This window comes from Aeromonas sp. EU05-FHT14A05, assembly GCF_058791175.1.
The window spans coordinates 55,269-68,370 of the sequence record NZ_JBYTDH010000014.1 but is presented as its reverse complement, the minus strand read 5'-3'; the positions used below and the strand labels follow the sequence as shown (position 1 = coordinate 68,370).

Genomic DNA, 13,102 nt, shown 5'->3' with positions numbered 1-13,102 from the left:
GACATGAGTCCATGAAGCAGTTAAACTAGGCCGTTCGCAATCCAGACCGCAAGGATGCCATGTCAGGAATCTTCTCCAGGGCCATAGGCCTTAACGGACTCTCTTATCGTCTGCTTTCCTACATTCTGATCTGCAGTACTGTGCTGGCGCTGGTCATCACGGTGCTGCAGCTCGCCTGGGATTACAACAAGGACGTCACCGTCATCGAGGCCAGCATCGACCAGATCGAGGCCTCCTTCCTGCAGCCCATCTCCGCCAGTCTGTGGAACCTGGATGAAGAGCAGGTCAAGGTGCAGATCGAAGGCATCATGAACCTGCCCAACATGCAGTTCGTCATGGTCAAGGAGATGCTGGGCAACTCGGAAGTGCCGCTGCTGACCCAGGGGGTGGAGCAGGCGCGATACGACATCTCCCGCGAATTCAGCCTCACCTATCAGGGAGAGGTGGTCGGCAAGCTGTTCGTCGCCGCCACCCTGGATCAGGTTTACCAGCGGCTGATCGAGAAGTCGGTGCTGATCCTGGTCAGCCAGACCATCAAGACCCTGGTCGTCTCCCTCTGCATCCTGGTCATCATCTATTACCTGGTGATCCGCCATATCAACCGCATCGTCAGCTACGCCCAGAAACTGAGCCTGGATCGGCTGGCGGTGGAGCTGACGCTGGAAGGGCGTCCCCTGCCCCGCAAGCACCCGGACGAGTTCGATGCGCTGGCCGCCACCCTCAACCAGATGCGCACCCGATTGAATGACGAGTTCAACGCCCGCCATCAGGCGGCGGATCAGCTCCAGCAGGAGCGGGACTTCTCCGCCACCCTGATCAACTCCGCCAACATGGTCATCTGCTGCATGGAGCCGGATCTCAACATCGCCAGCATCAACCCGGCCGCCATACTGCTCACCGGCTATCACCACGAGGAGCTGCTGCAGCACAACTGGCTGGATCTCTTCGTCAGCGAGGAGCAGCGGGCCGAGCTCGCGGCCACCCTGGCGGATCAGGGCTCCCTCGAGGACAGGGAGATCACCATGCATGACCAGCAGGGCAGCGAACTCGTCCTGCAGTGGACCTTCGCCCCCTTCTACGAGGGGCCGAATCTCAAGTATCTGATTGGCTTCGGTTACGACATCACCCCCCTCAAGAAGGTGGAGCGGGAGATCATACTGTTCAACGAACAGCTGGAAGGCAAGGTGGCGGAGCGTACCCGCAGCCTGAGCGATGCCAACGACCAGCTGGGCAAGGCCTATGACGATCTGAAACAGGCGCAGCAGACCCTGGTGGAGTCGGAGAAGATGGCCTCCCTGGGTTCGCTGGTGGCCGGCGTGGCCCACGAGATCAACACCCCCATCGGCATCAGCGTCACGGCCTCCTCCTATCTGCAGGAGCGGGTGGCCGACTTCAAGCAGCACCTCGAGGCCAAGCAGCTGTCGCGCACCTATCTCAACGAGTTCACCCAGAACCTCGACGAGTCGATGCAACTGCTGCAGGGCAACCTGAGGCGGGCCTCGGAGCTCATCGCCAGCTTCAAGCAGGTGGCTGTGGATCAGTCGTCCGAGGCGCGCTACAACTTCAGCCTCGCCGACAACCTGCATCAGGTGGTGGTCTCCCTCGGCTACAAGCTGAAGAAGGCCCAGTGCGAGGTCGACATTCAATGCGATCCCAAGCTGGCCATCTACTCCTTCCCCGGCAGCTTCACCCAGATCTATTCCAACCTGATCCTCAACTCCATCCATCACGGTTTCGACGGCTGGGACAGGCCCAAGAAGATCACCATCAGGGTGGAGCAGCAGGGTGACGAGCTGGTCATCGACTACAGTGACAACGGTCGCGGCATCCCCCCGGAGATACTGCCGCGCATCTTCGATCCCTTCGTCACCTCCAAACGGGGCCAGGGTGGCAGCGGGCTCGGCACCCACATAATCTACAACCTGGTGGTGCAACTGCTGCGCGGCCGCATCCATTGCGCCAGCGAACCTGGCCAGGGTGCCCAGTTCCATATCCGCCTGCCGATCCGGCAGAACTGAACGCCGGCTCTTGTGAGCCGGCCACTTTGTCCCCATCATGCTGTGATTGCATTCTTAACGAGCGGAGAACCTCGCAATGGCACAGCATTTTGACTATATCGCCATCGGCGGCGGCAGCGGCGGCATCGCCTCGGCCAACCGGGCTGCCATGTATGGCAAGAAAGTCGCCCTGATTGAAGCCAAAGAGCTGGGGGGTACCTGCGTCAACGTCGGTTGCGTGCCGAAGAAGGCCATGTGGTATGCCGGCCAGATCGCCGATGCCCTGAGATATGGGGCCGACTACGGCTTCGACACCACCCTCAATCACTTCAGCTGGGCCAGGCTGGTCGAGTCCCGCCAGGCCTACATCGGCCGCATTCATCAGTCCTACCAGAACGTGCTGGGCAAGAACCAGATCACCGTCATCAAGGGCTTCGCCCGTTTCGTCAGCAGCAACACCATCGAGGTTGATGGCGAGCAGTACAGCGCCGATCACATACTGATCGCCACCGGTGGCCGCCCCGAGGTCCCGACCATACCGGGCGCCGAACTCGGCATCGACTCCGACGGCTTCTTCGATCTGCAAAGCCAGCCCAAGCGGGTCGCCGTGGTCGGTGCCGGCTATATCGCGGTGGAGATCGCCGGCGTGATGCAGGCGCTCGGCTCCGAGACCCATCTGGTGGTGCGCAAGCATGCGCCGCTGCGCAACTTCGACCCCATGATCCACGAGACCCTGGTGGAGATCATGGCGCAGGAAGGGCCCAGGCTGCACACCCACGCCGTGCCCAAGGCCGTGGTCAAGAACGCCGACGACAGCCTGACCCTGCAACTGGAAGATGGTCGCCACCTCACGGTGGACTGCCTGATCTGGGCCATAGGCCGCGTGCCGGCCACCGACAACCTCAATCTGGCCGCCACCGGCATCACCCTGGACGAGAAGGGCTTCATCCCCACCGACAAGTTCCAGAACACCGCCGTCGCCAACCTCTATGCGGTGGGTGACAACACCGGCCGCATCCAGCTCACCCCGGTGGCCGTCGCGGCCGGTCGCCGCCTCTCCGAGCGGCTGTTCAACAACAAGCCGAGCGAGCACCTCAACTACGATCTGGTGCCGACCGTGGTGTTCAGCCACCCGCCCATCGGCACCATAGGTCTGACCGAGCCGGAAGCCATCGCCGAATACGGTGAAGATCAGGTCAAGGTCTACCGCAGCCAGTTCACCGCCATGTACTCCGCCCTGACCCAGCATCGCCAGCCCACCCGGATGAAGCTGGTCTGCGTCGGCCCCGAAGAGAAGGTGGTCGGCCTGCACGGCATCGGCTTTGCGATGGACGAGATACTGCAGGGCTTTGGCGTCGCCATGAAGATGGGTGCCACCAAGGCAGACTTCGACAACTGCGTCGCCATCCATCCGACCAGCGCGGAAGAGTTTGTCACCATGCGTTGAGTAAGGATCGCAAGGAGGGAAACGGGGGAGACAGAGGTCAAACCGACAACTGCGTTCCCCTTCCCATCCCACCAGCGCAGAAGAGTCTGTGACCATGTGTTGAGAGCCGCTGGCAACGGCATAAGCCTCGCTCTCCAAACCCGGCCCAGGCCGGGTTTTTTGATCCCTCCCCACCCGATTCCCTCTGAAACCGGCCTTCTTTACGCCGATTTTACGCTCCCCCAATGCCCCTTTATGGCGCCTTTACGCCCGTTTTACATACCCTTTCAGCGTCAATGACACCAACGGAGTCGATATGGATATGCATCGACTCTCGACGCTAATTATCTCAACGGAGTCGTTATGAATTGGCTATATCTGCTGCTGGTCCTCGCCCTGATGGGCTATCTGCTGCGCGCTCTTGCGCGCACCCATGAGTGAGGAACCGGATATGTGGCAAGAAATAATCTATCCGGTGGCCTTCGTGCTGCTGGTCCTGCTGCCAGCCCCCCTGCTCGGCAGCTATATGTATCGCGTGTTCGAGGGCAAGAGTCGCTGGCTCGCGCCGGTCGAGCGCGCCACCCTGGCCTGCTGCGGCACGGACGGACGGGAGCAGGACTGGAAGTCCTACGCCCTCAGCCTGCTGGCCTTCAACGGCGCCGGTTTCGGTCTGCTGTTCCTGATCCTGATGGCCCAGGGACTGCTGCCCCTCAACCCACAACAGTTGCCGGGCCTGAGCTGGCAACTCGCCTTCAACACCGCCGTCAGCTTCATGACCAACACCAACTGGCAGGCCTATTCCGGTGAGGCCAGCCTCTCCTACTTCAGCCAGATGGTGGGGCTCACCACCCAGAACTTCGTCTCCGCCGCCACCGGTGCCACCGTCGCCGTCGCGCTGTTCCGCGGTCTCTCCCGCCAGCAGACCATACACCTTGGCAACTTCTGGCAGGACCTGGTGCGCTTCTGCCTCTACGTGCTGCTGCCCATGGCGTTGATCATGGCGCTGCTGCTGGTGTGGCAGGGCGTGCCCCAGAGTCTGTCGGCCTATCTGCCGTTCCATGCCCTGGAAGGTCAGGAGCAACTGCTGCCGCTCGGCCCTGCCGCCTCGCAGATCGCCATCAAGCAACTCGGCTCCAACGGTGGCGGTTTCTTCGGCGTCAACTCGGCCCACCCGTTCGAGAACCCGACCGCCCTCTCCAACTGGCTGGAGATGGTCGCCCTGCTGACCATTCCCGCCGCCCTGGTCTGCACCCTGGGCCGTTACGTGAAGGATTCCGGCCATGGCCGCGCCATCCTCTCTGCCATGACGCTGCTGTTCGTGCTGGGGCTCGGCCTCTCCGTCTACCAGGAGCTACAACCGGATCCGGCGCTCGCCCAGCTCACCACTCACGCAAGCAATATGGCAGGCAACTGGGAAGGCAAGGAGAGCCGCTTCGGCCCCGTGCTCTCCAGCATCTGGGAAGTGGCGACCACATCGGCCTCCAACGGCTCCGTCAACGCCATGCACGACAGCTTCACCCCGCTGGGTGGCATGGTCGGCATGATCAACATGCTGCTCGGTGAGGTCATCTTCGGCGGCGTGGGTGCCGGTATCTACGGCATGATGCTGTTCGTGCTGCTGACCGTGTTCCTGTGCGGCCTGATGGTCGGGCGCACGCCGACCTATCTCGGCAAGCGCCTCGGGATCACCGAGATGAAATGGGTGGTCGCCAGCATGCTGGTGATGCCGGTCGGGGTTCTGGTGATCGGCGGGGTAACACTGCTGATGCCGGATGCCGCCACCATCATGGGTCACGATGGCCCCCACGGCCTGTCCAGGTTGATCTACAACTACGCCTCGGCCGCCGGCAACAACGGCTCGGCCTTCGGGGGCTTCGCCGCCGCGGACAACTGGCAGTGCGTCGCCATCGGTCTGGCCATGCTGCTCGGTCGCTTCGGCTACATCATTCCGGTACTGGCCATCGCCGGTCAGCTCTCGCGCGCCTCCCAACAGGATGCCGGCGAGGGTGACTTCCCCATCCGCGGTCCGCTGTTCATCACCTTGCTGATCATCACAGTGCTGCTGATAGGCGGTCTCTCCTTCCTGCCGGTACTGGCGCTGGGCCCCGTCGCCGAGCATCTCCTGATACTGGGAGCACTCTGATGACCCTGTTCATGTCAGTCACTTTACCGATGCCAATGACCGAACATCTGATGCTGGGAGCATTCAAATGAGCAAGTCCATCTCCATCCCTGCCCGCACCGAAAAGGTGAAGGGCAAGAAACAGACCTCACAAGTCGTGCAGGCCATGATCGAAGCCTTCTATCGCTTCAACCCCAAGGCGCTGTTTGGCAGCCCCATACTGTTCACCCTCTGGCTGGCCGCCGTGATGGCGACCCTGGAGTCCCTGCTGGGCCAGCCCCTGTCCGGGGTCACTCCCAGCCTGGCCTGGCAGCTGACGGCCTGGCTCTGGCTCACCCTCTGGTTTGCCAACTTCGCCGAAACCCTGGCAGAAGGCCGTGGCAAGGCGCGGGCCGACAGCCTGAAGGCGGGCATGAGCCAGCTCCAGGCGCGCAAGGTGCGGGCTCCGAAAGATGGCCAGGGCGAATGGGTCGCGGCCACCAGCCTGCAAAAAGGGGATCTGGTGCTGGTGCGCAGCGGCGAGATGATCCCGGCCGACGGTGAAGTCGTTGCCGGTATCGCCTCCGTCAACGAGGCCGCCATCACAGGGGAATCCGCCCCCGTCATCCGCGAGTCCGGCACCGACCGCAGCGGCGTGACCGGCAACACCACTGTGGTCTCCGACGAGATCTGGGTCCGTGTGACCAACAATCCCGGGGAGAGCACGCTCGACCGAATGATAGCGCTGGTCGAGGGGGCAAAGCGCCAGAAGACCCCGAACGAGATGGCACTCGATGCCCTGCTGGTGGGTCTGACCCTGATCTTCCTGCTGGTGGTCGCCACCCTGCCCTGGTTCCTCGACTACAACGGCACCCAGGTACCGCGCCTCTACCTGCTGGCGCTGTTCATCACCCTGATCCCGACCACCATAGGGGGCCTGCTCTCCGCCATCGGCATCGCCGGCATGGACCGGCTGGTGAAGCTGAACGTGATCGCCAAGTCAGGTCGTGCCGTGGAGGCCGCCGGTGACGTGCGCACCCTGCTGCTGGACAAGACAGGCACCATCACCTTCGGCAACCGCATGGCCGACGAGCTGATCCCTGCCCCCGGCGTCGATCCCTCCCTGCTGGCCCAGGCCGCCATGCTGGCCTCCCTCGGCGACAACACCCCCGAGGGCAAGTCCATCCTGACCCTGGCCGGCAAGAGCATGGCCAAGCCGAGCCAGCTCGAGAGCGACAAGGTGATTCCCTTCAGCGCCGAGACCCGGTTGAGCGGTCTGGATCGCAACGGTCATCAATATCGCAAGGGGGCCGTGGATGCGGTGCTCAACTACCTCTCCCTCGATCGCAAGGGAGTGCCCGAGCTTATCCTGAAGGCGGTCGACAACATCGCCCGTCAGGGCGGTACCCCGCTGCTGGTCTGCACCCACGAGCAGTTGCTGGGGGTGGTGTACCTCAAGGACATCATCAAGCCAGGCATCAAGGCCCGCTTCCAGATCCTGCGTCACATGGGGATCCGCACCGTGATGATCACCGGGGACAACCCGCTGACCGCCGCCGCCATCGCCGCCGAAGCCGGGGTGGATGACTTCATCGCCGAGGCAACCCCGGAGAAGAAGCTGGCCTATATCCGCCAGGAGCAGGCCGATGGCCGCATGGTCGCCATGTGCGGTGACGGTGCCAACGACGCACCGGCCCTGGCCCAGGCGGACGTGGGGCTGGCCATGAACGAAGGCACCCAGGCCGCCAAGGAGGCGGGCAACCTGGTGGATCTGGACTCCAACCCCACCAAGCTGCTGGACGTGGTGCTGGTGGGCAAGCAGTTGCTGGTCACCCGGGGTGCCCTGACCACCTTCTCCATCGCCAACGACGTGGCCAAGTACTTCGCCATACTGCCGGCCCTCTTCATCGCCGCCTACCCGCAGCTGGGGGCACTGAACCTGATGCAACTCGGCAGCCCAGAGAGCGCCATTCTGTCGGCCATCATCTTCAACGCCCTGATCATAGTGGCGTTGGTACCGCTGGCGCTGCGGGGGGTCAACGTGAAGGGCTCTGCCGCCAGCCTGCTGCGCCGCAACCTGTTGATCTATGGTCTCGGTGGCCTGGTCGTGCCCTTCATTGGAATCAAGTTGATCGATCTGGTCATCACAGGCCTGGGGCTGGTGTGATGAAAACGCCGCACGATGGTATCCACAGCCTGATCGTGCCCCCATGCATGGGCATCAAGTTGATCGATCTGGTCATCACAGGCCTGGGTCTGGTGTAACCACATAACGGGTGCAAGCCTGGCCTGCACCCCATCAATCTGTTTGGAGCAAGAAAATCATGATAGCAATCAGAACCCTGCTGACCCTGACCCTGCTGCTGGGTGTCGGCTACCCCCTGGCCGTCACCGGACTGGCCCAGCTGCTGTTCCCCTGGCAGGCCAACGGCAGCCAGCTGACCGATGCCAAGCAGCAGCTGATCGGCAGCGCCCTGCTGGCGCAAAAATTCGAGCGGGCGGAGTACTTCCACTCCCGTCCCTCCGCCAGCGACTTCACCACCATAGGCAGCGGCGCCAGCAACCTGGGGATGAGCTCCCCCCTGCGCAGCGAATTTGCCAAGGCACAGGGTAATTACCAGTCCCCCGCCATGCTGACCCGCTCAGGTTCGGGCCTGGATCCCCACCTGCCCCTGGATGCCGTGCTGGCCCAGGTGGAGCGCGTCGCCAAGCAACGCGGGCTGGATCCCGCTTCCCTGACGGAGCAGGTCAAGTCGTCGACACAAGCTGGTATCCTTGGCCCCCAGGTGGTCAACATCCTCCAGTTGAATCTGTTGCTCGATCAGCACAAGGACGCATGATGGCGCGCCTGGCTGGCCCGAGTTGGAGGGCGACCCAGATTTTCAAACCGAGCCGGCAGTTGCTCCATAAGGATGATGATGCGTGATGTAGTAAAAGCGGGTGCCTTGCTGGCAGGCATGAAGCAGGAGCACGGGAATGCGTGATGAGGTACAGGCGGGTGCCTTGCTGACAAGCATGAAGCAGGAGCACGGGAATGCGTGATGAGGTTCGGGCCGACGCCTTGCTGGCAAGCCTGGAAGAGGAACACAAGGGCAAGCTGAAGGTCTTCCTCGGCGCCGCCCCCGGCGTAGGCAAGACCTACGCCATGTTGCAGGCGGTGCGGGAACAGGCCAAGGAAGGGGTCGACATTCTCATCGGCGTGGTCGAGACCCACGGGCGCCAGGAGACCCTGGCGCTGCTCGACAAGCTCGCCATCCAGCCACGCAAGCTGCATCACCACCGCCAGCAACGACTGGAGGAGATGGACCTGGATGGCTTGCTCGAACGCAAGCCATCCATCGTAGTGGTGGATGAGCTGGCTCATACCAATGCTCCCGGCAGCCGCCACGAGAAACGCTGGCAGGATGTGGAGGAGCTGCTCGGCGCCGGCATAGACGTCTACTCCACCCTCAACGTACAACACCTGGAGAGCCTCAACGATCTGGTGTGGCAGCTGACCGGGGTCAGGGTCAAGGAGACCCTGCCCGATCAGGTGCTGCTGGAGGCGGACAGCATAGTCCTCATAGACCTGCCCCCCAAGGAGCTGCTCGGCCGGCTCAAGGAGGGCAAGGTCTATGTGCCCCATCAGGCCAAGGCCGCCCTGCAATCCTTCTTCTCCCTCAACAACCTGACCGCCCTGCGCGAGCTGGCGATGCAGACTGCCGCCAGCCACGTGGAGGGGGATCTGCAACTGCAATGGCAGGCGGCGGGCAAGACCACGCTGCCGCTGCGGGGCAAGCTGATGGTCTGCCTCGGGGATCAGCACGGCTCGGCCCTGGTGCGCTACGGCCACCGCTTCGCCCAGCGCCGCCAGCTACCCTGGCTGGTGGTGCACATCGACAGCAAGGGGCAGCGCTCCCCTGAGCTGGAGCAGGCGCTGGCGCTGGCCTCTCACCTCGGCGCCAAGGTGCTGACCCTCTCCAGCCCGGCGGTCGCCGATGCCCTGCTGGAGACGGCCGAACAGCAGCAGGTCTCGCAGCTGTTGCTCGGCAAGCCCCACAACCCGCCCTGGCGCCGCTCCCTGGTGCAGCATCTGCTGAAACAGGCACAGGGATTCGAGATCACGCTGGTGGACACGGAGAAGAACAAGCCAGGACTGAGGCTGCAACCACTCCACCCCAAGGACATTCGCCAGAGCCTGCTGGCCATCGCCATTATGGCGGTGACCTCAGCCAGCGCCTGGGGACTCTCCCACTGGCTGCCGCCCGCCTCCCTGCCGCTGCTGTTCGTGCTGGGGGTACTCGCCACAGCCCTCACCACCAGCCTGGTGCCCGCCATCCTGGCGGCCGTGCTGGGATTCGTCGCGCACAATCTGCTGTTCACCGCCCCCTACTTTTCCCTCAGCGTCGCCAGCCACAGCGACCTGCTCACCCTGTTCGTGCTGCTCATCGTCGGCATGACGGCGGGGCGGCTCGCCTCCCGCCAGCGCCAGCAGCTGGTAGGCTTGCGCGAGACCCAGCAGCTCGGCAACGCCCTGCTCTCTCTCAGCCAGGGGCTGGCCACCGCCAGCAGCCCGGTGGAGGTGCTCAGGCAGGGTACCCAGGCCATCTCCCTCGCCCTGGGGCAACCCGTGTTCGCCCTGGATGAGGAGTACCAGTACAGAGCCGGAGACGAGGTGCGGGCACCGGGCCAGACCGACAAGGCCGCCATCGACTGGTGCCTGGCCCAGAAGCAGAGCGCCGGGGCCCACACCGCCACCCTCAATGCGGCCGAGGCCCAGTACCACCACCTCACCGATGAACTGGTGCTGGGGATACGGCTGGCCAGCCCGCTCGCCTCCTCCGCCGAACATCAGTTGCAGGCGCTGCTCACCGACATCCGCGCCGCCCTGGCGCGGATCGATCTCAACGAGCGGCTGGCCGACAGCCAGCTGCAGGCGGAGACGGATCGGATGCGCGCCGCCCTGCTCTCCTCGGTCTCCCACGATCTGAAGACGCCGCTCGCCACCATCATGGGGGCCGGCAGCACACTGCTGGAATACGGTGACAGGATCAGTGCCGAGGATCGCAACGAGCTGCTCCACTCGGTGCAGGAGGAGGCGCGCCGCCTGCACAGCTATGTGCAGAACCTGCTGGACATGACCCGCATCGGCTCCCCGGACTTCCAGTTGAAGCGGGAGTGGGTCGACCTCGCCGACCTGGTGGAGAGTGCCCGCAAGCGGCTGGACTCCTCCTGGCGCCAGCACAAGCTGCTGATCCACTTCGATCAGCAGATCCCCCAGCTCTATGTGCACGGCGCCCTGATCGAGCAGGTGCTGGTCAACATCCTCGACAACGCCTCCCGCTATTCACCGGCAGGCACCCCCATAGAGTTCAAGGTGATGCTGGCGGATCCCGACCTCATCATCGACATCATCGACATCGGGGTCGGCATCGCAGAATCGGATCGGGACAAGATCTTCAATCTGTTCTATACCCAGCCGGTGGGGGATTGCGGCAGTCGCGGCACCGGACTTGGCCTCGCCATTTCCCGCGCTATGATAGAGGCCCACGGTGGTCGCATCTGGGCATTTGCCGGCCCCAACGGCAACGGCACCTGCATGCGTATCTCCCTGCCACTCTCTCTCAACTCACCTGAGGTATGATGCGTACATTTCGGGTTTCTGACCCTTCAACACTCGCCTCTGGAGGTTAGATGGCTCATATCCTGGTCATAGATGATGAAGCGGCCATTCGCCGCTTTCTGCGGATCAGCCTGGTCGCCGAGGGGCACCAGGTGAGCGAGGCGGTGGGCGTCAACGAAGGGCTGGCGCAGTACCGCCACCTCAACCCCGATCTGGTGATCCTGGATCTCGGCCTGCCGGACGGGGACGGCATCCAGATCTTGCAGGCCATCCGCGAGCACCACCCCAACCCGGTGCTGGTGCTGTCGGCACGGGATTCGGAGCAGGAGAAGGTGCGGCTGCTGGATGCCGGGGCCAACGACTACATGAGCAAGCCGTTCGGCATCGGCGAGATGATGGCCCGCATCCGGGTACTGCTGCGCCAGCGCGCCGGGGTCAGCAGCGGCGAATGCCGCCACTTTCCCCAATGCGGCCTGAGCCTGGATACCGGCAGTCACAAGGTCACCATGGGAGATGAGGAGATCCCCCTCTCCCGCAAGGAGTTCGCCCTGCTGCAGGCCCTGGTGTGCCACCCCGGCAAGCTGGTGCTGCAGACCCAGCTGCTCAACGACATCTGGGGGCCTAGCCACAAGGAGGATACCCATTACCTGCGCATCGTCATCGCCAGCCTGCGCAAGAAGCTGGGAGACAACCCCCAGAACCCCAGTCTGATCGAGACCGAATCCGGCATCGGCTACCGCTTCATCGGCAGTTGAAACAGTCACAGGCAGCCTACCCCGTTCGAAACACCATACCCGGTATCGGCAACTGACGTTTCACGTGGAACGGCGCCCGCAGCAAATCAGCGCCAGCAGACCGCAACCACAGAGCAACAGGCCGAGATCCTGCAATCCGGCCGCCACCGCCAGCCCCAGACTGAGCAGCAGGTAGTAGCCGAGCCCGAACAGGGCGCCAGCACTGCCTGCCACCTCGCGATAGGCCAGCAGCGCCTGGCTCAGCACATTGGGGATCGCCACCCCATAGGCCACCACTATCCCCATCATGGGCAGCAGGAACCAGAGCGAGGCCTGACTCGCCCAGACCAGCAGCCCGGCAACCAGTGCCAGACTGCAGGCCAGCCTGATCAGGGATGACGGCTGCCACCCCCTCCCCAGCAGATGCTTGTTGAACAGGCTGCCGAGCAGGGTCGCCAGCGCCAGCAAGATCCCCGAGTAACCAAACTCGCCGGTGCTCAATCCCAGCCCGGCAAACAGGAAGGGCGCCAGGCTGTAGTAGCCAAACAGCATGGTGTTGAACAGGGCGACCAGCAGGGCACTGCGCCAGAGCCCGCCATCTTTCATCATCCGGCACGCCAGCGGCCAGAGCGCAACCCGCTGAGTCGTGGCCGGACGGGTTTCCGGCAGCCACCGACCGGCCACCAGCAGCAACACTGCCGCCAGCACCAACAGACCGCTGAAGACCCCGAGATAGCCAAGCCGCTCGGCCAGCAGGCCGCCGCTCACCAACCCCAGCACGGGGCTGAGGGAGAGCGCCATGCCCATCACCGAGAAGACCCGCGCCAGATCGCTGCCCTGATAGCTGTCGCGCAGCATGGTCTGGGTCACCACGGATCCCACGGCGGCGCCGAAGGCCGAGATGACCCGGGCCAGCAGCAACACCTCGAACTCATTGGCCAACAGCGCCAGCAGAGTGCCGACGCCATAGGTGTGCAGACCTGCCAGCATGGCTGGACGCCGCCCGATCAGATCGCAGAGCCTGCCCCAGCAGACCACACCCACCGCAAACGCCAGGAAATAGACCGACAGGGTCTGGGATGCCTGCCCCTCGCTCACCCGGAACTGGGTGGCGATCTGGGTCAGCACCGGGCTGTAGATGGTCTCCACTATCTGGGGAAACATCATCAATCCCACCACCAGCCAGCGCGGTGGCAACTTGTTGTTCATGACAAACCTCCTTCACAAGAGGTCGCCATTCTA

General features: G+C 63.5%; 8 protein-coding genes. 7 read left to right on the top strand and 1 reads right to left on the bottom strand.

From position 1 onward, the window contains the following. The first annotated feature begins 59 nt into the window (after positions 1 to 59). The 7 genes from AC3WR3_RS17710 (at position 60) to AC3WR3_RS17680 (ending at position 11,881) form a co-directional block, all read left to right on the top strand. Positions 60 to 2,018: an ATP-binding protein gene (locus AC3WR3_RS17710; RefSeq protein ID WP_139437098.1), complete on the top strand. Its 1,959-nt coding sequence runs from the start codon at positions 60 to 62 to the stop codon at positions 2,016 to 2,018. 76 nt (positions 2,019 to 2,094) lie between these two features. Then, on the top strand, positions 2,095 to 3,444 hold the full coding sequence (gene gorA, locus AC3WR3_RS17705; protein WP_492292617.1) for a glutathione-disulfide reductase: 1,350 nt from the start codon (positions 2,095 to 2,097) through the stop codon (positions 3,442 to 3,444). A 430-nt stretch (positions 3,445 to 3,874) separates the two neighbouring features. Then, complete coding sequence (gene kdpA / locus AC3WR3_RS17700) at positions 3,875 to 5,566, top strand: potassium-transporting ATPase subunit KdpA (RefSeq protein WP_492292615.1); 1,692 nt, start codon at positions 3,875 to 3,877, stop codon at positions 5,564 to 5,566. 67 nt (positions 5,567 to 5,633) lie between these two features. After that, positions 5,634 to 7,691 (top strand): potassium-transporting ATPase subunit KdpB, encoded by a 2,058-nt coding sequence (kdpB, locus tag AC3WR3_RS17695; protein ID WP_492292613.1) that lies wholly within the window; start codon positions 5,634 to 5,636, stop codon positions 7,689 to 7,691. A gap of 157 nt (positions 7,692 to 7,848) precedes the next feature. Beyond that, the gene (locus AC3WR3_RS17690) at positions 7,849 to 8,364 is read left to right on the top strand and encodes a potassium-transporting ATPase subunit C (protein ID WP_202047987.1); all 516 of its coding nucleotides are present in this window, start codon (positions 7,849 to 7,851) and stop codon (positions 8,362 to 8,364) included. Positions 8,365 to 8,558: 194 nt separating this feature from the next. Beyond that, the gene (locus AC3WR3_RS17685; protein ID WP_139437107.1) at positions 8,559 to 11,147 is read left to right on the top strand and encodes a DUF4118 domain-containing protein; all 2,589 of its coding nucleotides are present in this window, start codon (positions 8,559 to 8,561) and stop codon (positions 11,145 to 11,147) included. 50 nt (positions 11,148 to 11,197) lie between these two features. Next, positions 11,198 to 11,881: a response regulator gene (locus AC3WR3_RS17680; protein ID WP_139437109.1), complete on the top strand. Its 684-nt coding sequence runs from the start codon at positions 11,198 to 11,200 to the stop codon at positions 11,879 to 11,881. A 60-nt stretch (positions 11,882 to 11,941) separates the two neighbouring features. On the opposite strand, the gene AC3WR3_RS17675 is transcribed toward AC3WR3_RS17680, so the two are convergent. Beyond that, a complete protein-coding gene (locus AC3WR3_RS17675) occupies positions 11,942 to 13,069 on the bottom strand; it encodes a multidrug effflux MFS transporter (RefSeq protein ID WP_492292610.1) in 1,128 nt (375 codons plus the stop codon). Between the last annotated feature and the right edge of the window lie 33 nt (positions 13,070 to 13,102).

Excerpts from the sequence above, each read along its gene's own strand:
- AC3WR3_RS17710 (WP_139437098.1), top strand. The coding sequence starts at position 60 with ATGTCAGGAATCTTCTCCAGGGCCATAGGCCTTAACGGACTCTCTTAT.
- gorA (WP_492292617.1), top strand. The coding sequence starts at position 2,095 with ATGGCACAGCATTTTGACTATATCGCCATCGGCGGCGGCAGCGGCGGC.
- kdpA (WP_492292615.1), top strand. The coding sequence starts at position 3,875 with ATGTGGCAAGAAATAATCTATCCGGTGGCCTTCGTGCTGCTGGTCCTG.
- kdpB (WP_492292613.1), top strand. The coding sequence starts at position 5,634 with ATGAGCAAGTCCATCTCCATCCCTGCCCGCACCGAAAAGGTGAAGGGC.
- AC3WR3_RS17690 (WP_202047987.1), top strand. The coding sequence starts at position 7,849 with ATGATAGCAATCAGAACCCTGCTGACCCTGACCCTGCTGCTGGGTGTC.
- AC3WR3_RS17685 (WP_139437107.1), top strand. The coding sequence starts at position 8,559 with ATGCGTGATGAGGTTCGGGCCGACGCCTTGCTGGCAAGCCTGGAAGAG.
- AC3WR3_RS17680 (WP_139437109.1), top strand. The coding sequence starts at position 11,198 with ATGGCTCATATCCTGGTCATAGATGATGAAGCGGCCATTCGCCGCTTT.
- AC3WR3_RS17675 (WP_492292610.1), bottom strand. The coding sequence starts at position 13,069 with ATGAACAACAAGTTGCCACCGCGCTGGCTGGTGGTGGGATTGATGATG.